17 protein-coding genes are annotated in these 22,044 nt (G+C 33.4%); 12 read left to right on the plus strand and 5 right to left on the minus strand.

Annotated features, from left to right (window positions below; translation table 11 throughout):
• The first annotated feature begins 72 nt into the window (after positions 1-72).
• The 3 genes from argB to argH all read left to right on the plus strand — a co-directional run bounded on the left by argB (position 73) and on the right by argH (position 3,601).
• The gene (gene argB, locus V6624_RS13645) at positions 73-849 is read left to right on the plus strand and encodes an acetylglutamate kinase (protein ID WP_111290279.1); all 777 of its coding nucleotides are present in this window, start codon (positions 73-75) and stop codon (positions 847-849) included.
• Between the two features lie 259 nt (positions 850-1,108).
• Entirely contained in the window at positions 1,109-2,179 is a 1,071-nt protein-coding gene (locus V6624_RS13650; RefSeq protein ID WP_111290281.1) for a M20 family metallo-hydrolase, read from the plus strand.
• Between the two features lie 141 nt (positions 2,180-2,320).
• Positions 2,321-3,601, plus strand: coding sequence for an argininosuccinate lyase (gene argH / locus V6624_RS13655; RefSeq protein WP_111290283.1), 1,281 nt, complete (start codon positions 2,321-2,323; stop codon positions 3,599-3,601).
• Between the two features lie 85 nt (positions 3,602-3,686).
• Here the strand turns inward: argH and V6624_RS13660 are convergent, their stop codons facing one another.
• Positions 3,687-5,003: a T9SS type A sorting domain-containing protein gene (locus V6624_RS13660; protein ID WP_111290285.1), complete on the minus strand. Its 1,317-nt coding sequence runs from the start codon at positions 5,001-5,003 to the stop codon at positions 3,687-3,689.
• Between the two features lie 224 nt (positions 5,004-5,227).
• Here V6624_RS13660 and V6624_RS13665 point away from each other — a divergent pair, with 224 nt between their 5' ends.
• Together V6624_RS13665 and V6624_RS13670 are read left to right on the plus strand one after the other, a co-directional pair.
• Positions 5,228-6,226 carry a DUF2157 domain-containing protein gene (locus tag V6624_RS13665; RefSeq protein ID WP_111290287.1) on the plus strand — a complete coding sequence of 333 codons (999 nt, stop codon included), beginning with the start codon at positions 5,228-5,230 and terminating at the stop codon, positions 6,224-6,226.
• The gene (locus V6624_RS13670) at positions 6,223-7,386 is read left to right on the plus strand and encodes a hypothetical protein (RefSeq protein ID WP_111290290.1); all 1,164 of its coding nucleotides are present in this window, start codon (positions 6,223-6,225) and stop codon (positions 7,384-7,386) included. The genes V6624_RS13665 and V6624_RS13670 overlap by 4 nt, the downstream gene beginning before the upstream one ends.
• A 235-nt stretch (positions 7,387-7,621) precedes the next feature.
• Here V6624_RS13670 and ytxJ read toward each other — a convergent pair whose 3' ends face one another.
• Positions 7,622-8,011 carry a bacillithiol system redox-active protein YtxJ gene (ytxJ, locus tag V6624_RS13675; RefSeq protein WP_111290292.1) on the minus strand — a complete coding sequence of 130 codons (390 nt, stop codon included), beginning with the start codon at positions 8,009-8,011 and terminating at the stop codon, positions 7,622-7,624.
• Between the two features lie 205 nt (positions 8,012-8,216).
• On the opposite strand from ytxJ, the gene clpB reads away from it, so the two are divergent.
• The 5 genes from clpB to V6624_RS13700 all read left to right on the plus strand — a co-directional run bounded on the left by clpB (position 8,217) and on the right by V6624_RS13700 (position 14,549).
• Positions 8,217-10,814, plus strand: coding sequence for an ATP-dependent chaperone ClpB (gene clpB / locus V6624_RS13680; protein WP_111290294.1), 2,598 nt, complete (start codon positions 8,217-8,219; stop codon positions 10,812-10,814).
• 397 nt (positions 10,815-11,211) lie between these two features.
• On the plus strand, positions 11,212-12,090 hold the full coding sequence (locus V6624_RS13685; RefSeq protein WP_111290296.1) for a DUF808 domain-containing protein: 879 nt from the start codon (positions 11,212-11,214) through the stop codon (positions 12,088-12,090).
• 279 nt (positions 12,091-12,369) lie between these two features.
• Positions 12,370-12,783 (plus strand): hypothetical protein, encoded by a 414-nt coding sequence (locus tag V6624_RS13690; protein ID WP_111290298.1) that lies wholly within the window; start codon positions 12,370-12,372, stop codon positions 12,781-12,783.
• A gap of 321 nt (positions 12,784-13,104) precedes the next feature.
• Positions 13,105-13,578: a DUF6169 family protein gene (locus V6624_RS13695; protein WP_111290300.1), complete on the plus strand. Its 474-nt coding sequence runs from the start codon at positions 13,105-13,107 to the stop codon at positions 13,576-13,578.
• A gap of 80 nt (positions 13,579-13,658) precedes the next feature.
• Complete coding sequence (locus V6624_RS13700; RefSeq protein WP_111290302.1) at positions 13,659-14,549, plus strand: carbon-nitrogen hydrolase; 891 nt, start codon at positions 13,659-13,661, stop codon at positions 14,547-14,549.
• Between the two features lie 321 nt (positions 14,550-14,870).
• Here the strand turns inward: V6624_RS13700 and V6624_RS13705 are convergent, their stop codons facing one another.
• Positions 14,871-16,130: an OmpA family protein gene (locus V6624_RS13705; protein ID WP_111290304.1), complete on the minus strand. Its 1,260-nt coding sequence runs from the start codon at positions 16,128-16,130 to the stop codon at positions 14,871-14,873.
• Positions 16,131-16,333: 203 nt separating this feature from the next.
• Positions 16,334-17,860, minus strand: coding sequence for a choice-of-anchor I family protein (locus V6624_RS13710; RefSeq protein ID WP_338838955.1), 1,527 nt, complete (start codon positions 17,858-17,860; stop codon positions 16,334-16,336).
• Between the two features lie 184 nt (positions 17,861-18,044).
• Between V6624_RS13710 and V6624_RS13715 the strand changes: the two genes are divergently transcribed.
• Positions 18,045-19,085 carry an agmatine deiminase family protein gene (locus tag V6624_RS13715; RefSeq protein ID WP_338838956.1) on the plus strand — a complete coding sequence of 347 codons (1,041 nt, stop codon included), beginning with the start codon at positions 18,045-18,047 and terminating at the stop codon, positions 19,083-19,085.
• A 178-nt stretch (positions 19,086-19,263) separates the two neighbouring features.
• Here V6624_RS13715 and fahA read toward each other — a convergent pair whose 3' ends face one another.
• Complete coding sequence (fahA, locus tag V6624_RS13720) at positions 19,264-20,547, minus strand: fumarylacetoacetase (protein WP_338838958.1); 1,284 nt, start codon at positions 20,545-20,547, stop codon at positions 19,264-19,266.
• A gap of 109 nt (positions 20,548-20,656) precedes the next feature.
• Here fahA and glyA point away from each other — a divergent pair, with 109 nt between their 5' ends.
• Entirely contained in the window at positions 20,657-21,931 is a 1,275-nt protein-coding gene (gene glyA / locus V6624_RS13725; RefSeq protein WP_338838959.1) for a serine hydroxymethyltransferase, read from the plus strand.
• Positions 21,932-22,044: the final 113 nt, after the last annotated feature.

A 22,044-nucleotide genomic window follows, 5' to 3' on the forward strand; every position in this document is an offset into this window, starting at 1 on the left:
GCTACTAAGATGCTAAGAAACTTTGCGCACAAAAAAACTTAGTATCTTAGAATCTCAGAACCTTAGAATCTTATGAATAAAGTTACCGTAATCAAAATAGGTGGAAACATCATTGATAATCCAGCAGAGTTAGAACAATTTTTAATTGATTTTTCTAAAATTGAAGGCTATAAAGTTTTAGTTCACGGCGGTGGAAAATCGGCTACGAAAATGGCGCAAAGTATTGGATTAGTTCCGCAAATGATTGAGGGACGCCGAATTACAGATGCTCCAATGCTTGATGTTGTGGTAATGATTTACGCCGGACAAATCAACAAACATATTGTAGCGCAATTACAAGCCAAAGACAATAATGCGATTGGTTTTTCGGGTGCTGACGGAAATTTAATTCAATCAACAAAAAGAAATCATCCAACAATCGATTACGGATTTGTAGGCGATGTAAAACAAGTCAACACCAAATTACTGGCAACTTTATTAGAAGCTGGCGTTGTTCCTGTTTTCTGTGCCATCACACACGATAAAAACGGACAATTATTAAACACAAATGCAGATACCATTGCAAGCGAATTATCAATTGCATTATCTGAAGTTTTTGATGTTACGCTGACTTACTGTTTTGAAAAACAAGGCGTTTTAATGGATTCAGAAGATGATTCCTCTGTAATAACAGAAATCAACGAAGCATTATATAATAAACTAAAAGAAGAAAAAGTAATCCATTCTGGTATGATTCCAAAATTGGATAACTGCTTCAATAGTTTATCAAGAGGCGTGCAGAAAATCAAAATTGGGCATCACAAAATGCTTCAAAATTCAGATGTTCCGCATACAACGATTACATTATAAAAGATGTTGCCACGAATTGACTCTAATTTTTTCTGTTTGAAGAGAAAATAATTTTAGACGTACATGAAAAAGTTTATTTTGATTTTAATTCTGTGACAAAAAAATAATTTGTGAAAATTCATGCATTTAGTGGCAAAAAAACGGAGCTGGGCAGTGCTTTTAGAATTTAATTTTAGAAATTTGCGCCAATCAAAAATGTCACAGATTTAAATTAAAAAACTTTGTGACTTCGCGCCTTTGTGGCAAAGAAACCAAACTTATGAAAAGTATAGATACGCTTACCCAAGAAGCAATTAGTTTATTAAAAAGCCTAATCGAAACCCCTTCATTTTCCAGTGAAGAAGACCAGACGGCACTTTTAATAGAAAATTGGTTCAATCAGAATGAAATTCCTTTCAAAAGAGAAAACAACAATGTGTGGGCTTTCAACAAATATTTCGACGAAAACAAACCAACACTTTTACTTAACTCACATCACGATACGGTACGTCCCAATCAGGCATATACAAACGATCCGTTTAAGGCAATAGAAAAAGACGGAAAATTATTTGGTTTAGGAAGTAATGATGCAGGAGGATGTCTGGTTTCATTATTAGCAACTTTTGTTCATTTCTACGAAAACCAAAACCTATCACATAATATTGTAATTGTGGCTTCCGCTGAAGAAGAAAGCAGTGGGAAAAATGGTTTAAATAGTGTTTTAAAAAGTTTACCAGAATTAGATTGCGCTATTGTTGGAGAACCAACTTTAATGCAATTAGCAGTTGCGGAAAAAGGTTTATTAGTTTTAGACGTAAAAGTAAAAGGAACCGCAAGCCACGCCGCGCATCAAAACGACGATAATGCTTTATACAAATCAATTCCAGTGATGGAATGGTTTAAAAACTATAAATTCGATAAAATCTCAGACGTTTTAGGGCCAGTAAAAATGACCGTAACGCAGATTAATGCAGGAAAACAGCATAATGTTGTGCCTTCAGAATGTGATTTGGTTGTAGATATTCGTGTAACAGACCGTTATACAAACGCAGAAATCTTAGAAGTTGTGAAAGCAAATGTAAATGCCGAAGTAACGCCAAGATCTATGCATTTAAATGCATCTTCAATTCCAGTTGGGCATGGTTTGGTTCAAGCAGGAATTGCTTTAGGAAGAACAACTTATGGTTCGCCAACACTTTCAGATCAATCGGTTTTAAGCTGTCAGTCTTTAAAATTAGGGCCAGGAGAAACGTTGCGTTCGCATTCAGCAGACGAATTTATTTTTGTAAATGAAATTGAAGAAGGAGTCGACTTGTATATCAAAATACTAACCGATTTCTTTAAATTATAAGAAAAAGAAAAACCGCCACGAATTCACGAATTAATTTTTTACTATCTAAACGAGATATTAATGCGAATTAATTCGAAAGAATTAATCGTAAAGATTTGAAAAAAATAATTCGTGAATTCGTGGCGAAAAAAAACATAACCTATGAAACTTTGGGAAAAAGGAATACCAACAGATAAACAAATCGAGCAATTCACCGTTGGAAACGATCGTGAACTGGATTTGGTTTTAGCAAAATACGATGCTTTAGGTTCAATCGCACATGCGAAAATGTTGGGTCAGATTGGTTTGTTAACTGAAGTAGAAACAACTTCTTTAGTTGATGCATTAAATGAAATCATCGCTGATATTGTAGTTGGAAATTTCGAAATCGAAGACAGTTTCGAAGACGTACATTCTAAAATCGAATATCTTCTAACCGTAAAACTAGGCGATGCAGGAAAGAAAATACACACCGCGCGTTCTCGTAATGATCAGGTTTTGGTAGACGTTCATTTGTATTTAAAAGACGAATTAAAAGCTATAAAAGAACAGGTAAAAACCTTGTTTGATTTGCTGATGGAATCGGCAGAAAAACATCAAAATGTATTATTGCCAGGTTATACGCATTTACAAATCGCCATGCCATCATCATTCGGAATGTGGTTTTCTGCTTATGCCGAAAGTTTGATTGATGATATTACAATGTTGAACGCCGCTTCTAAAATTGTAGATCAGAATCCGTTAGGTTCAGCTGCAGGTTACGGAAGTTCGTTTCCAATCAATAGAACTTTTACAACAAAAGAATTAGGTTTCGAAACTTTAAAATTTAATGCCGTTGCTGCGCAAATGAGCCGTGGAAAAGCTGAAAAAACAGTTGCTTTTGCGATGACAAGCGTTGCAGGAACATTATCAAAATTTGCTATGGACGTTTGTTTGTACATGAGCCAAAATTTCGATTTTATCGGGTTGCCAGCGCATCTTACAACGGGTTCGAGCATTATGCCTCATAAAAAGAATCCGGATGTTTTTGAATTAATTAGAGGAAAATGCAATAAGATTCAGGCGCTTCCATACGAAATCACTTTAATTACCAATAATCTTCCAAGCGGATATCACAGAGATTTACAACTTTTAAAAGAAGGTTTGTTTCCAGCAATCCAAACTTTAAAATCTTGTTTGGATATTGCTATATTTTCAATTAAAGATATTACGGTTAAAGATCATATTTTAGAAGATAAAAAATACGATTATTTATTTACGGTTGATACTTTAAATGAAATGGTTGTAGCAGGAATGCCATTTAGAGATGCTTATAAAGCTGTTGCCGAACAATTAGAAGCGGGAACGTACAAATCTCCAAAAGAGACGAAACACACGCACGAAGGCAGTATTAATAATTTATGTCTTGATGCGATTAAAGATAAAATGAAAGTAGCTTTTTAATATCTTGTTAGATGTGAAAAGTAAGCAGTAAAAAGTAAAAAAGGTCATTGAAACAAATCAATGACCTTTTTTTATGGAGTAATTTTTAGTTTTTTACCAGTTTAAAAGTTTTGCTTCGGTTTTCGATTTGAACTTTGCAGATGTAAATCCCTTTAGAAAGATTCCCAACATTTAGTTCAAGTCTTTCATCTGGAGAAATATTTTTTGACTGAGAATATACTTTTGATCCATTTGATGCAAATAAATTAATTTCAGCTAAACCATTATCAGAACTTGAAAAATCAATATTTAAAAGACGATTGATAACTGAAGGATAATATTTCAAATCCAAGTTATTGACATTATCGTTTAATCCTAAATTGTTACAGCTTGTAGACATAGCGCCTTGTTCGTTAACTTGTAGCGTTGCTCCAGCTCCGCAAGTCGCGTTCGAAATATATTCTGCAACATTTGAAGTTGATAAAACAGTGTAATTATAAGAAGGCTTTGTTACAGTAGTTCCTGAATTTGCAGGTGCATTTAGACAATTGTTAAAACTAATTCCAATTGTACCGCCGTCAGTGCTTACATAACTTTTAAAAGCAGTTCCAATTTTAGCAAAATCAGTTCCTTCAACATAACAAGTTGTATTGTTGCTTCCGCCTCCTAAACCAATGGCTAATGAGCTCGAAACAGAAGTGTTGTAATAGCAGTTTAAAATATGTAGTTCCGCATTTCTAGCTCTTGGCATTCTCTCTCTACAGCCTTCAGCCCAATAACAATTTTTAAAAGTAATGCTATAATGTCCGTCTGAAGGAGCATCTGTTTTAGAAGAGCCTACCAAGTCAGAAAAACGGTGATCATCAGTTCCGCCAGAACCTCCAGCTTTTGGAGCTTTCAAATAAATAAATTTGCACCAAGAAACAGTTACGTTATCAGCAGTACCTTTATTATCGAAGTTCCCATCCATTCCGTCTTGAAATTCGCAATGATCAACCCAAAGATTAGTAGCTTCTGAAGTCAGATTATCACGTCCGTCAACATCGTACGCGCCAGGTCCTTCAAAAATTAAATTTCTAATAATGATATTGTTAGATCCTGGTTTTAAACTTAAAATTCCTGAACCTGTGGCGGTTTGATCCAAATTGACTAAACGAGCGCCTGGAAGACCAATTATGGTTTTGTCATTTACTTGAAGACTTGTATAGGTGCAATTGATGGTTCCTGAAACTAAAATAACTTGTGGAGTAGTTAATTTTAATTTAGCTGTTAAATCGGTTAAAGTAGACACTGTTACAGGAGTAGCACTTCCGCCTCCAGTTGCAGAAGCTCCAAATCCTTCTGGAGCACTCATATAATAGTTTTGAGCAAACAGAAAGGAGCAAGGCAGAAGCAATGCCAATAAAATAAGTTTTGTTTTCATTTTAAGCGTGGTTTTTTTGTGGTTTTATGTTTGATGTAATCGATTGCACAAATTTAAAAGAATAAAAATAATTTTGAATTAAATTGTCAAATATTTTATGTTTTAAGATTTTGATTACAAGAGTAATAATACTTTGTGCTTCCAGATAATAAAAGGTTTTTTGAACCTAAAGAAGAAAATTCATGCTAATTATATATATTTGATACATCAGTTTAAATTGTACGATGGAAAAATTTAAAGAAAAGTCAACTCTTGATCTTTTTGAGAAAGGATTAATTACAGAAAATCAGTTTGAAGAAATTAAAGCTTACCGAAATTTAGGTATGTTTTCGTTAAACGCAGAATTAAAGCTTTTTCTGTATTTATCAGTACTGCTATTTACTTCAGGAATAGGAATTTTGATTTATGAAAACATTGATTCAATAGGTCATATTGCGATTCTTGCGATACTTTTAATTGTTATTTTGGTTTGCTTTTTCTACTGTTTCAAACATTCTAAAGGATTTCAAAAAGAAGAAACCACTTTTGAGCATCCTGTTTTAGAATATCTTGTTTTAGCGGGTAACATATTGACTTGTATTTTTATTGGATATCTTCAATTTCAATATAAACCTTTTGGAGAACATTACGGATTGGCAACTTTAGTCCCAACAATAGTGAGTTTCTTCTGTGCTTATTATTTTGATAACAGGAGTGTCTTGACAATCGCGATTACAGGTTTGGCAGCTTATGTTGGTCTTTCAGTAACACCACAGGATTTGCTAAGTAATAATGATTTTTATGCCAGTCAAAATTTGAGTTATTCAGCAGTAATGCTTGGTGTGTTACTGATTTTGTGGACAATTTACAGCCGTCGAATTTCTCTTAAAACACACTTTGGTTTGGTTTTTCTAACTTTTGCTTTGCATATTATCAGTATTGCTTCAATTGCTAACTTAACGAATTTTGATACAATTACATGGTTAATATTTGCGCTTGTTTTAGCTGGTTCGACTTATTATTTTTATAAAGAGAGTTATGATTATAAAGCAATGTCTTTGTATGTATTTATGATTGTTTATGCCTATATCGGCGGAAACATATTTTTGTTTAGAATTTTTGAAGATGTTGACTTTTCTGGTATTTGGGAATTGTTTGTTTTCTTACTTCCAGCTTATTTTGTTGGTTCAATTGTAATATTTATTAAGCTAATTAAAAACTTCCATAAAGAAATAACAGAATGATAGTATACGATAAACAAGTATTGCAAAATGAAGCTTTAGTAGATGAAGCAGATGCTTTATTCAAAGGAGGTTTTATTAGTAAAGACCAAAAGAAGTTTATAGAAAAAGAATTGCCAGTTTTAAAGAGTCAAAATAATATTTTAGTTAGAATTGGTTTTTTTTTATTGGGAAGCATGCTGTATGGTTCTATTTGTGGAATGGTTTCTTTGTTTGGCATAAATTCTGAGCATATTTATTTCCAAATTTGTTTTTACATTTTTGCGACTATTGGTTTTGGAGGATCTGAATTATTGGGAAGACAGCATTTTCATTCACATGGTTTAGATGATGCGTTTATGTTAGGAACAATTTTAAATGTTGGCTGTGCTTTGGGAATTACAACAGATGGTTACGAAATAATCGTTGCACTTTTTGTTTCAATTGCCGCGTTGTATATGTTTTTAAGGTATTTGCATGTACTTTCAATGTTGGTGTTTTGTTTGGCTGTAACTGCTTTTTTGTTTTTCGGAATGTTTGAGTTTGGAGATATTGGAAAAGCTATTTTACCATTTACAGCAATGATTTTTGCAGGAGCTTTTTATTTCTTAACTAAAAAACTAATTAATGATTTAAAGGAAAGTTATTATTACAACGGACTTTTATTAGCAAATAGCTTTTGTTTGGTTTTGTTTTATCTTTCTTGTAATTACTTAGTTGTAAGAGAGCTTTCTGCAGAGCTTTTAGGTGTCGAAGTTAAGCCTGGAACAGATATTCCGTTTGCTTTTTTCTTCTACGCATTTACTTTCATTGTTCCGATAGTTTATTTAGTACAGGCATTAAAAAGAAAAGATCGAATAATGCTCTGGATGAGCTTTTTAGCTATTGCATTTTCAATTTATACCATTCGATTTTATCACTCTCTTTTGCCAATTGAAGTGGCACTAACTCTGGGCGGAGTAGTTTTATTCGCAATAGCTTATTTTTCAATTAAAAAATTAAAAGAAAAAGAAAGCGGATTAACGTTCAAGCCAGATAGAATCAATCATTCAGATTCTCTTTTAAATGCAGAAGCTTTAGTAGTAGCTTCAACTTTCGGAATGAAGCCAGAAGTAAAAACAGTTTCTCCTATGGAATTTGGAGATGGAGGTTTCAGCGGAGGCGGAGCGGGAGGAAGCTTTTAAGTTAATTGTGAGTTATGAATTATGAATTATGAATTATGAATTATGAATTATGAATTATGAATTATGAATTATGAATTTTGTAATTAATCACTCAGCTTAGACTATAGAGAAATATAAAAATAAGAAATCCTGAAATTGTCAAATGCAATTTCAGGATTTTTCTTTCTTTACTTTAACTCTAATTTGAATTCAATTTGAACGCTCAACTCATAATTCATAATTCATAATTCAAAACTTAGATCTTGCTTTTCAATGCTTCAGCGTCAATATCGCTGTGAGAAACATTGTAAATTGCTTTTCCGTTTTTAATTAAAATCAATTGAGGAGATTCGTGATAAACGCCAAATCGGCTTGCAATTTCGTTTGAAATATCTCTATTGGCAATCAAATCTAAAAAGTACGGATCAACTGTCTCTTCAAGATCAAATTCTCTTTCAAATTGTTTTAAAGCCATTCGGCTGATACTGCATCTTGTACTATGTTTAAAAATGACAACTGGTTTTTCGTTAGAAATGGCTTCGATTTCCATTAATTGAAGCATATCTGTTAATTCTGTCCAGTTTACTTTACTTTTTGAAGCTTCTGAGTTCTCTGAACTTCCGAAGATTGAATTAAAAAAACTCATATTTGGCTTGTTTTATGACTTTTTGACGCGTTAAAATCGGTAAAATATGATTTTTAACGTCATTTTGTCTGTTTTTTTACTGTGGAATATAATTTGTCTATTGGATTACAAAGTTAAATTATTTTGAGTTAATAACATACCTCAATAAATCGTAACTTTAATCTTATAAATTTCAAACATTTAAAATCAATCAAATCGTAAAAATATGAATATAAATAAGTTTACTATTAAATCGCAGGAAGCCATTCAGTTGTCTCAGCAATTAGCGCAACGAAATGGCCAACAGCAAATTGAAAATGAACACATTTTCAAAGCTATTTTTGAAGTTGATGAAAACGTGGCGCCATTTATTTTGAAAAAACTAAATGTAAATGTGCCGTTGTTTTTACAAATTTTAGACAGTACAATTCAGAGTTTTCCAAAAGTTTCTGGAGGCGAAATTATGCTTTCAAGAGATGCTAATAAGGCTTTGAATGAAGCTGAAATCATTGCACAAAAAATGAACGACGAATACGTTTCGATCGAGCATTTAATTTTAGCCATTTTTGACTCTAAAAGTAGAGTTTCTCAGATTTTAAAAGATCAAGGAGTTACTGGTAAAGGTCTGAAAGCGGCGATTGAAGAATTACGTAAAGGCGAAAGAGTAACTTCTGCTTCAGCTGAAGAAACCTATAATTCGTTAAATAAATATGCTAAAAACTTAAACGAATTAGCCCGTACAGGAAAGCTGGATCCAGTAATAGGACGTGACGAAGAAATTCGCCGCGTATTGCAGATTCTGACTCGTAGAACTAAAAACAACCCAATGCTTATTGGAGAACCTGGAGTTGGTAAAACGGCTATTGCAGAAGGTCTAGCGCATAGAATTGTGGATGGTGATGTTCCAGAAAACTTAAAAGAAAAGATCGTTTTCTCATTAGATATGGGGGCTTTGATCGCTGGGGCGAAATATAAAGGAGAATTCGAAGAACGTTTAAAATCGGTGGTAAAAGAAGTTACAGCCGCAGAAGGTGATATCGTTTTATTTATTGATGAGATTCATACACTTGTAGGCGCGGGTGGAGGCGAAGGCGCAATGGACGCGGCGAACATATTGAAACCAGCTTTGGCTCGTGGAGAATTGAGAGCAATTGGAGCAACGACTTTAGATGAATATCAAAAATATTTTGAGAAAGATAAAGCGCTTGAAAGACGTTTCCAAAAGGTATTAATTGATGAACCAGATACTGAAAGTGCGGTTTCAATTCTTCGTGGAATCAAAGAAAAATATGAAACGCATCATAAAGTTCAAATTAAAGATGAAGCAATTATTGCAGCAGTTGAACTTTCGCAAAGATATATTACGAATCGTTTTTTACCAGATAAAGCGATCGATTTAATGGACGAGGCAGCTTCTAAACTGCGTATGGAAATCAATTCAAAACCTGAAGAATTAGACGTTTTGGATCGTAAAATCATGCAATTAGAGATTGAGATTGAAGCCATTAAACGTGAAAAAGAAGAAAGCAAACTGAAGATTTTAGGTATGGAATTAGCCAACCTGAAAGAAGAACGCAACGAAATCTATGCAAAATGGAAACAAGAAAAAGATATCGTTGACGGAATTCAGGCTGTAAAACACGAAATCGAAGACTTTAAATATGAAGCAGAGCGTGCAGAACGTGAAGGTGATTACGGAAAAGTAGCTGAAATTCGTTACGGAAAAATTAAAGAAGCTCAGGAACGCCAAGAAACATTGCAAAAACAACTGCAAGAATTCCAATCTGGAAATTCTTTAATTAAAGAAGAAGTTACCAGAGAAGATATTGCAGAGGTTGTAGCAAAATGGACTGGAATTCCAGTTACAAAAATGCTTCAAACAGAAAGAGAAAAACTATTGCATTTGGAAGACGAATTGCACAAACGTGTAGTAGGTCAGGAAGAAGCGATAGAAGCGGTGAGTGATGCAGTTCGTAGAAGCCGTGCTGGTTTACAGGATATGAAGAAACCTGTTGGAACATTCTTATTCTTAGGAACAACCGGAGTGGGTAAAACCGAATTAGCAAAAGCTTTAGCAGAATATCTTTTTGATGACGAAAATGCGATGACGCGTATTGATATGAGTGAGTATCAAGAACGTCACAGTGTGAGCCGTTTAGTTGGTGCGCCTCCAGGATATGTAGGTTATGATGAAGGTGGACAATTGACAGAAGCGGTTCGTAGAAAACCCTATTCTGTAATTTTGTTAGACGAGATCGAAAAAGCCCATCCAGATACTTTCAATATTTTATTGCAAGTTTTAGATGAAGGTCGATTGACAGATAACAAAGGACGTTTGGCCGATTTTAAAAACACAATTATCATCATGACTTCTAATATGGGAAGCCAGATTATTCAGGAAAAATTCGAAAATCTAAAAGGCGGAGTAGAAGCAGCAACAGAAGCTGCTAAAAACGAAGTTTTAGGATTATTGAAACAAACTGTGCGTCCAGAGTTTATTAACCGTATAGACGAAATTGTAATGTTTACGCCTCTTACAGTAGATAATATTTCAAGAATTGTAAGCTTACAATTGAAAGGGGTTACAAAAATGCTGGCTCAGCAGGGCATTACAATGGATGCAACTCCAGAAGCTATCGCTTACTTGTCAGACAAAGGATATGATCCGCAATTTGGAGCGAGACCTGTTAAACGTGTAGTGCAAAGAGAAGTTTTAAATCAATTGTCAAAAGAGATTTTGGCAGGAAATATAACAACAGACAGCATTATTTTATTAGATGCTTTCGATGGCAAATTGGTTTTTAGAAACCAGACAGCTAACTAATTTTTTTTCATTTTTGTTACTCTTAAAAAGCATCAGTTTTACTGATGCTTTTTTTTTTGCCCTTAATTCTGAAACTTTTTACGCAATTCTTATAACAGTTCATTTTTGAAAAATGTTCAAATTTAAATGATATAAAATCAGCAAATTATTAATTTAAAAACAGAAGATTATGAACAATTTATTTAGAGGATTATTAGCAGGATACGGCGCTAAAAAACTAGGCGGAGGGTGCTTTGGAACTATTATAGTTTTTATTATTCTGTGGGTCTTATTAGGGCAATGTAACTAAAACCGCAATACAGAAAATTAGGAATAAAAAATACAAATTTAGATGTAATATTATTGGGCAGATTAAGCCAAAATGTCTAGATTCGCATCACTAAAAATAAATTAAAAAATGGGTTCAGGTTTTTTCGCACTATTAGATGATATCGCAGCAATTATGGATGACGTTGCAGTAATGAGCAAAGTTGCAGCAAAAAAAACAGCCGGAATTCTTGGTGATGATTTAGCAGTAAATGCCGAAAAAGCTTCTGGATTTGCTTCATCAAGAGAACTTCCTGTTTTGTGGGCAATTAGTAAAGGTTCGTTATTAAACAAAATCATCATTCTTCCAATTGCATTTTTATTAAGCGCATTTTTTCCAATTGCTATTATAGTAATTTTAGTATTGGGAGGATTATTTTTAGCTTATGAAGGAGCTGAGAAAATCTACGAATTTATAGTTCCTCACGCACACGAAGAATCGGAAGGAATAACTGATGAAGTACTTACGGAAGAAGAAATTTTAGTAATTGAAAAAGACAAAGTTAAATCGGCAATTGTAACCGATTTTATTCTTTCAGTCGAAATTGTGATTATCGCTTTAGGAACGGTGATCGGAAAACCATTATTATCACAAATCATTACTGTTTCTATTATTGCAATTATTGCTACGGTTGGAGTTTACGGAATCGTAGCGCTTATTGTTCGTATGGATGAAGTTGGTTTCAAAATGATTCAGCATAGTAAAAAAGAAAAAAGTCTTTTAAAAAGTGTTGGGAATATATTAGTTCAAGCGCTTCCAAAAGTAATTAAAGCATTAACCGTAATTGGAACAATTGCTTTGATTTTAGTGGCTGGAGGATTATTTGTCCATAATATTGAATTCTTTCACCATTTGTTGCCAAACTTTCCTTCAATCATAAAAGAGTTCGCAATCGGGCTGATAATTGGCTTTATTATTTTAGGAATTGTAAATCTTTTCAAAAAAATATTCCAAAAGAAAGCAGCATAATTTAGCTGTAAGCATATATTTAAAAGAAACACCAGTCGAAAGATTGGTGTTTTTTTTGGTGTAGAAATAAAACATTTTCAGCTCAAATTCTATCGGTACCAAGCGAGATTTTTTGCTTTTTTATAAGAAAATGAGACAAATTCATTAATTTTTTTTGATGAATAAGTTTTTGATTTACAAATGATTAATCGTTTTCTGAAAAAAAATAACATTTCATCAAAGCAACCTTTTTAATTATGCCACATCTTCATAGTAATTAACAATTAATTATTATTTTATATGAAAAGTTTTAGATTAAAATCTGTTTTAGTAGTATTATTTTTATCAATTGCATTTGTTTCATGCAGTAACGATGATGATAACGATAAAACACCAGTTCCAACTACAAAGGCTGCTTTAGTAACAGAAATCAAAGGACCAGCAACTGGAAAAGTAAATGACGAATTAAGTTATGAAGTAACTTATGTAGTAGATAATTCTTGCGCAGAATTCGATAAAATCTCTGAAGTTACAATCGGATCAGTAAAAGGATTACAAGTAATTGCTAAATACCCAGCAGCAGTTTGTACACAACAAGTTCCAGAACCAAAGAAAACAGTTTACAAAATTAAACCAACTGCAAAAGGAACTGTAGAGATCAAATTCAAAAAATCAGAAACTGAATTCCTTACTCAAAAAGTTGTGATTGAATAACAACTAGTTTAGTTGATATTTTTTTAGGTTGAAAGCCATTTTACAGAAGTTTATTTTTAAGCTGATGTAAGATGGTTTTTTGATTTTTGATAAAATGTAAGAATTATCAATTCGTAAATAGAGAGGTAATTTAATTGATTTGAAAGAGATATGATTTTTTTTTTCTTACATTTGTATCATAATTCAGAAACAATTATGGAAAAAACAATAATCATAAAGCCAAATGCTAAGACAGTTTCTGTTCTTAAAAAAATGGTCGATTTAAAAGAAGAACATCGAAAAGAAGTTATAGCAAGATTAAAGAAAAAATAGTATTTCTTTATGTATCAATATATTTTAGAAGAGGGTTTGTACCCTCTTTTTTATTTTAAAACCAAGCATGGGTTAGAATATTTTGTTAGTTTTCAGAAAATGGATTTTGATAATATTTTTTTTCAAAAATTACATTCAGTTGATTTTTATGAAGCTAATAATCAAAAGTTCTTTAATGATCCTTTAATAGAAATTACAATTACTAACATTATAAATGACTATTTTAAAAGCAATCCAGAGATAATGTTAAATTATGTTTGTGATAGCGTCGATTTTAAACAAGATTTTAGACAAAAATTATTTGATAAATGGTACAGAAATACTCAAAATAATGAATTTTCTAAAATCAATTTTCAATACCAGCTTGATCAGGAAAATGTGGTTTATCATTTGAGTTTTATTTTTAAAACAGAATTTTATAATATTCAAGAGCTTATTGAAAAAGTTAATTTGCAATTAGAAGAATTTAGTAGTTTTAAGTAAACTTTTTTGGTTGCAAGATGAAATTCATCACTTTGCCATTCCTCTAAAATTTACTATTTTTGCACTCTAAATTTTATGTCATGCCGAAAAGAAAATATAAAATATCGGTTATTCAGTTAAATCTGAATGATGTTGCCGAAAATAATCTTAAGAAATGTATCAGCTGGGTAAGAGATGCTGCAAGCCAAGGAGCAGAGGTAATCTTACTTCCTGAATTATATAGCAGTCATTATTTCTGCCAAAGCGAAGATGTAGAAAATTTTGCATTAGCAGAACCACTTTACAGCACTTCTTTTATTGCATTCAGCGAATTGGCTAAAGAATTAGGAGTAGTTATTATTGTTCCTTTCTTCGAAAAAAGAATGGCTGGAATTTATCATAACAGTGCTTACATCATTGATACAGATGGAACAGAAGCTGGTTTGTATCGTAAAATGCATATTCCAGACGACCCTCATTTCTATGAAAAATTCTATTTCACGCCAGGTGATTTAGGTTTCCAAGCTATCGAAACTAAAAAAGGAACTGTTGGAACTTTGATCTGCTGGGATCAATGGTACCCAGAAGCGGCTCGTATTACAGCCCTTAAAGGTGCTGAGGTTTTATTTTATCCAACAGCTATTGGATGGCATCCTAAAGAAAAAGAACAATATGGAGAAAATCAGTATGGTGCTTGGATGAACGTAATGAAAGGCCACGCAGTTGCTAATGGTGTTTTCGTTGCGGCGGCAAATAGAATTGGTTTAGAAAAATATATCGAAGGAACAGAAGGAATTCAATTCTGGGGAGCTTCTTTCATCGCTGGACCACAGGGAGAAATTTTAGCTCAAGCGTCTCACGATAAAGAAGAGATCTTAATTGCTGAAGTTGATTTAGATTTACAAGAAAATGTTCGTCAAAACTGGCCATTCTTCAGAGATAGAAGAATTGATGCTTTTGGAGATATTGTAAAAAGAGCAATCGATAAATAATTAGATTTATCTCAAATATAAAAAAAGGACAAAATGTATATTTTGTCCTTTTTTTGTAAGCTTCGGAGAAGCGAAATATTTATAGCAAAGAATAAATGTTTTACAAGATAAAGCTCCAGCGGAGCGACATATTTTTTTCACAATCTATATATGTCGCTCCGCTGGAGCTTTTCATTTGTCTTATCGAAGTACTATAAATATTTAGCTTCTCCGAAGCTTTAAATAAGGATTCAAAATCTAGTTTTTTTTAACTCTATTTTTATAACAAAAAGGAGCTATTCATTTGAATAGCTCCTTTTCTTGTTTTTAGCTTTATATGTATTACTTCACTTGGAAAGTAACTCTTCTCACGATTTGACGTGCCTCTTTAGAATTTTTGTTAACAGAAGTATCTTCTCCGTTAGCAATTACATTCAATCTTGATGCATCAATTCCTGCATTTATAGCTACTTTTTTCACAGCTTCAGCTCTTTTTCTAGACAATTCTGTGTTGTAGTTAGTGTTTCCAATTTCGTCAGCATATCCAATAATATCAGCTGATTTTCCTGGATTGTTTTTCAAGTATTTCACTAAGAAATCTACGCCAGATAAAGAAGCGTTTGTTGGTTTAGACGAATTGAAATCGAAATAAACATTTACATAACCTCCATTGATTAATTCTTCAACAGTATTGTTTGTAGCAGTTCCAGCGCCTTTCTTTTCGTAAGTTTTGTCTAAATAGCTTTCTAACTCATCAGGCACACCATTTTGATTGTTGTCAATAGATTGCCCTTTTGTGTTAACAGCAACTCCAGCGATACTATTTGGTTCTAAATCATATAAATCGGCAACTCCATCTTTGTCTGTGTCCAAAAGACCAGTTTCGATCAAGTCAACTCTTTTTTCCAATTCACCAATTCTATCTTCTTCACCAACCCAGTCAGCGTGTCTTTCGTTTTTACCTAAGTAAAAAGTTAAACCAACAGAAGCGTTTAATAGAATTCCATCAAAAGAATCTGTAGTTGTGTTGCCCATTCCATCAAAGTTCCAGTTTTGTCTTCCGTTAATAATTCCCGTAAGATCTCCAGTCAATGCAACTCTATTGCTCAATTTGATTTGACCTGTCAAACCAGCGATTCCGTGAGCCATGTAATCTTGCCCTCCAAAACCAGTTTCAGTACTAATTTGCGAAACTCCAAAACCTCCGTGAGCTAAAAGTCCAATTGTATTTGTCCAAGTTTCGAAATTTAAAGCACGTCCTACGTTGACAACCCCTTGCAAACTTGCTCTAACATATCGACTTTCAAAATCTGGTGTGTCTTTTTTCTCTTTAAATTGGTCGTAACCAACATCTAATTTTACACCAAACTTTGGATTAAACATATATCTTACACCTAAATCTCCGTGAAAAAAGTTTAAAGATTCTGTTGTATAACCTGGAGTCATTGCTCTGGTAGGTTTATTAACTCCGCCATTAAGTTCTAATGACCATTTGTTGTATTCTTGATCTACAATAGGTTTTGTAGAAGTGGTAGCCATATTTTGTGCGCCTGCGGCGAATGATAGTAATAATAGAGAGGCTGATACTAATTTCTTTTTCATGATATCAAAAATTAAATTGTTTTTATTATTAAACTCATGAACAAAATTAGAGGTCGAATTTTAGAATGTGTTGTATATACACTTACATAATTTCCATATTTTGGCTTTTAATTATGTAAATCCGTTAAAATTAGCCTAATAGAAAGCATAAAAAAAAGGACAAAATTCACATTTTGTCCTTTTCTATCCTGAAAATATATTTATTATTTCAAATCTGGCTGATAAATTTTAACAGATCCATCTCCTTCGCTGCTTACTACTAATAAGCTTCTTTTAGTAGGACTTTTTGAAGCTGGAATAAACAAAATTCCTTCTGGAGCGTCGCCAGTTTTTACTGTTTGTAAATATTGTGGCGAAGTTGGGTTTGTAGCATCATAAACCATAAATGCATCAGATCTTTCTAAACCAACGAATAAAATGTTTTGATCTCCCATTTTAGCAGCTACTACAGCTTCTGGCTCAGAACCTTTATCATCACTTCTTTTATCGTCGTAAGTTCCTAATTCGTTAGTTTTTTTGTCAACATCATTTTTACTGTCAAAAACTATTTTTCCAGTATTTCCGTTCCAGATTGAAAAAGATCTTCCTCCAAAACTTACCATTTGGTCTAAATCTCCGTCACCGTCAGTATCTCCCATGTCAGTAATAAGATTAAGTCTTCCTAAGTTTGTTTCTAATTTTAAAGTTGTTGCATCAGGAAAAGCAGTTGCGTCCAATGTCATGTCTTTCATACGCTTAACATCAGAATAAGCATCATATTCTCTAGCATCTCCTTCATTTGCAGTAACAAAATAAGGAGTATTATTTACTGTAAAATGACTAATTGCATCTGGCATATAAAGTCCTTTTACTTTCCAAGGATTAAAAGCTACTTTATCGTCTTTATCGTCTTTATCACTCACATCAATTGCATTTTCTGCAGTATTGTAGTCTTTTAAACCTAAAGGATAAATTGCAGTGATTGTTTTAGAAGTTAAATCAACTTTTGCCACCCCGTTATTTTCTTGTAAAGTTACCCAAGCCGTTTTTGAATCATCAGAAATAGTAATGTATTCTGGTTCAATATCCTGAGCAAAGCTATCAGCAAATTTAGAAATTCTGAATCCGTCTTTTGCCAATGTTGTAGCTTGACTACTGAAAGAACTGAAATCTAAAGTAGTAACCGAGTAAGTGCTAGTTTCAATAATAGAAACCGTTCCGTTTGGATCTTGTGAATAATCTGTATTTGGTTCTCCTTCGTTAGCAGTCATAATGAATTTTCCGTCAGGAGAAAAAGTAATCATATCTGGTAATGCACCAACCGTAACTTGTTTGATTAAACTATAATCTGAAGTATTGAAAACAACTACTTTTCCGTTTCCTTGTTTGTTTGCGGTAGATTCTAAAGCAACAGCTAATTTTCCGTCAAATACAGAAACACTGTTTGCAGCACCTTCGTAAGTTGCTAAATCAATTTTTCCAATTTTAGTTGGTTTTGTCGGGTCAGTAATATCAATAACATCAATTTGATTAACTCCGCTGTTATTTACTGTAAAAAGTCTTTTTGTTTTTTCGCAATAAGCAGAAATTTCAGCTGCAGCTTCTCCGCCAATCGTAATAGAACCAATTTCTTTAAAAGTTGCTGGGTTCTCGTTTACAACAACTTCAGGTTCGTTGTTTGAGTTTTCGTCATTATTACAGCTCGCCAAAATAAAAAGCGCTGCAAATAACGAGATAGATAAATTTTTCATGTGTTAGTTTTTAGTTTTTGCAAAAGTAATTCTGAGCTTTCTGTTGAATATTAAGTATGTATTATTTAATCTTTAACTTAATTTTTGCAGGATATTTATTGTGAAATTATAGACGAATTTCAATCAAATGTTTTATAATCCTAACGAATGCTTATCTTTGCACTTTCTAAATTAGAACCTCTTTATGTCAACAAATAATAGAAGATTTCCAGCAGAATGGGAAAAACAGCAAGGAATTGTATTGTGTTTTCCGCATAATGGTAACGATTGGCCTGGAAAATATGAGGCCGTTCAATGGGCTTTTGTAGAATTTATTAAAAAAGTAGCCACTTTTGAAACTGTTTTTTTGGTCGTAGCCGATGAAAAACTAAAAGAGAAAGTTGCCGATATGCTTGAAAGAGCTCGTGTAAACCTTGATAATGTTTCCTGTATTATTCATAAAACCAACAGAAGCTGGATGCGTGATTCAGGACCAATTATTGTAAAAAATGGTTCGAAAAGAGAAGCGTTGAATTTTAATTTCAACGGCTGGGCAAAATATAAAAACTATCAATTAGACAAATTCGTTCCTGGGAAAGTAGCTGATTTTATTGATGTTCCTCTGACTCAGGTAATGTATAAAGGAAAACCAGTAATTGTTGAGGGAGGAGCGATTGACGTAAACGGAAAAGGAACTTTATTGACATCTGAAGAATGTTTAATGCATCCTACAATTCAGGTTCGTAACGCTGGTTTTACAAAAGAAGATTACGAAGCAGTTTTTAAAGAATATCTTGGAGTTACAAATGTAATTTGGTTAGGAGATGGGATAGAAGGCGACGATACTCACGGTCATATCGACGATTTGTGCCGATTTGTAAATGAAGATACTATTGTGACGATTGTCGAAACTGATAAAAATGATTCAAATTATAAGCCTTTGCAAGATAATTTGAAACGTTTGCAAAACGCAAAATTAGAAAACGGAAAATCTCCGGTAATTGTAGCATTACCGATGCCAAAACGAGTTGATTTTGAAGATTTACGTTTACCAGCAAGTTATGCTAATTTCTTGATTTTGAATAATTGCGTTTTAGTACCAACATTTAATGATAGCAACGATCGCGTAGCTTTAAATATACTTTCTGAATGTTTCCCTGACAGAGAAGTAATCGGAATAAGCTGTATTGATTTCATTTGGGGATTCGGAACATTGCACTGTTTAAGCCAGCAGATTCCTGCTTAAGTTTTTGCCACGAAGACACAAAGATTCAAAACATTTGGAATAAGCCAAACTTAAAAGTGAAATGACAAAAATCATTTCTAATCTTCTTAATCTGTGGCAAAGAAAAAGCATAAAAAAACCTTGGTGAGAGCCAAGGTTTTGTAATTTTCTATATTTCTTCAGATTCTGGATCCGTTCTTCATTGTTTAATGAAAGGAGGTAACAATTGGCTAGAAACTTCTCCAAAACCAATTCTTACTTCAGTATTTTCACAGAATCCACGAATAATAACCGTATCATTATCTTCAATAAATTTACGTTCGCTTCCATCTTTTAATGTTAACGGATTTTTTCCGCCCCAAGTTAATTCAAGCATTGAACCAAAACTATCAGGCGTTGGACCAGAAATAGTTCCAGAACCCATCATGTCACCAGAATTTACACGACATCCGTTTGAAGTATGATGAGCCAATTGCTGACACATTGACCAATATAAATATTTAAAGTTTGATTTCGAAACAACAGTTTCCTCTTGATTTTCAGGTTGTATTGAAACTTCTAAATGAATGTCAAAAGCTTTTTTTCCTTTAGTTTGTAAATAAGGAAGCGGAGACGGATCTTGTTTAGGTCCTTTAGTTCTAAAAGGCTCCAAAGCATCCATAGTCACAATCCACGGAGAAATTGAAGTTGCAAAGTTTTTAGCTAAGAATGGTCCAAGAGGCACATATTCCCATTTCTGAATATCACGCGCGCTCCAGTCATTCAATAAAACCATTCCGAAAATATAGTCTTCTGCTTCGTAAGTTGGAATATTTTCACCCATTACGTTAACATCTGTTGTAATAAAAGCAGTTTCTAATTCAAAATCTACTAAACGAGAAGCTCCGAAAACAGGCGTATCGTGTCCAGCAGGTAAAGTTTGTCCCATTGGTCTGTGAACTGGAATTCCTGAAGGCACAATTGTCGAACTTCTTCCGTGATATCCAACTGGAATATGAAGCCAGTTTGGCAATAAAGCATTTTCTGGATCACGGAACATTTTACCTACGTTTGTCGCGTGTTCTCTACTCGAATAGAAGTCAGTATAATCACCAATTAAAACTGGCAATTGCATCTCTACATCTTCGATTTTAAATATAACAATATCTCGGTGTTTTGTTGAATCTCTTAATTGCGGGTTGTTCTCGTCAAAAATATCTGCGATACGATTTCGAACCAGACGCCATGTTTTTTTTCCGTCAGAAATAAAATCATTTAGCGTATCCTGCATAAACATATCATCGGTTAATTCGATTCCTTCAAAATAGTTCAATTGCTGTAAAGCCCCTAAATCTATGGCGTAATCGCCAATTCGCGTTCCTACGGTAACGACATTTTCTTTAGTAAGAAATACACCGAAAGGAATATTCTGGATGGGGAAGTCGCTATTTTCTGGCACTTCTAACCATGATTTTCTACTGGTATCGTTGGCAGTTATTGGCATGTTTAATGTTAATTATTTGTTGAAAAATTACTTGTCAAATATATCATAATCTAGCAGTTTGACAAACGTTTTTTTGTATTTTTGCGTGAAATTAACGAAAAACAAAAAAATGCAACGCGACGAACAAATTTTTGATCTTATCCAAGAGGAGAAAGAAAGACAAATTCACGGACTAGAGCTTATCGCTTCAGAGAATTTTGTAAGTGATGAAGTAATGGCAGCAGCAGGGTCTGTTTTAACTAATAAATATGCAGAGGGTTATCCTGGTAAAAGATACTACGGCGGTTGTGAAGTAGTTGACGTTATTGAGCAAATTGCGATTGACAGAGCTAAAGAATTATTTGGTGCTGAATATGCAAACGTACAGCCTCACTCAGGTTCTCAAGCAAACACAGCTGTTTATCACGCTTGTTTAAATCCTGGTGATACTATTTTAGGTTTCGACTTATCTCATGGAGGTCACTTAACTCACGGTTCTCCAGTAAACTTCTCAGGACGTTTATACCGTCCAGTTTTTTACGGTGTAGATGCCGAAACTGGTCGTTTAGATTATGATAAAATTCAAGAAATCGCAACTAAAGAACAGCCAAAATTAATTATCGCTGGAGCTTCGGCTTATTCTCGTGATATGGATTTTGCTCGTTTCAGACAAATTGCTGACAGCGTAGGAGCAATCTTATTTGCTGATATTTCTCACCCAGCAGGTCTTATTGCAAAAGGATTATTAAACGATCCAATTCCACATTGTCATATTGTTTCTACAACAACTCACAAAACATTAAGAGGACCACGTGGAGGTCTTATTTTAATGGGGAAAGATTTTCCAAATCCACAAGGATTAACAACTCCTAAAGGAGAAATCAGAATGATGTCTTCATTATTGGATTTAGCTGTTTTCCCAGGAAATCAAGGTGGACCATTAATGCACATTATTGCAGCTAAAGCGGTTGCTTTTGGTGAAGCATTAAAAGATGAATTCTTTACTTATGCAATGCAATTGCAAAAAAATGCAAATGCAATGGCTGATGCTTTCGTAAAAAGAGGTTACAACATTATCTCTGGCGGAACTGACAATCACATGATGCTTATTGACTTAAGAAATAAAAATATTTCTGGTAAAGAAGCTGAAAACGCATTAGTAAAAGCTGAAATTACAGTAAACAAAAACATGGTTCCTTTTGACGATAAATCACCATTTATCACTTCTGGAATCCGTGTTGGAACAGCTGCAATCACAACTCGTGGTTTAGTTGAAAAAGATATGGAAACTATCGTAGCTTTAATCGATAAAGTTCTTGCAGATCACACAAACGAAGATCTTATCGAAGAAGTTGCTGAAGAAGTAAACGAATTAATGAGCGAAAGACCAATTTTTGCGTATTAATTAAGATAAGTCTTAAAGTTTTTAAAGTCGAAAGTCAAAAGTCTTATTTTTGACTTTCGATTTTTTGCTTTTTATAACTCATAACTTTTAACTCATAACTCATAATTTTAGAC

Source organism: Flavobacterium ginsenosidimutans, from assembly GCF_037478105.1.
GTDB classification, from domain to species: Bacteria; Bacteroidota; Bacteroidia; order Flavobacteriales; family Flavobacteriaceae; genus Flavobacterium; species Flavobacterium ginsenosidimutans.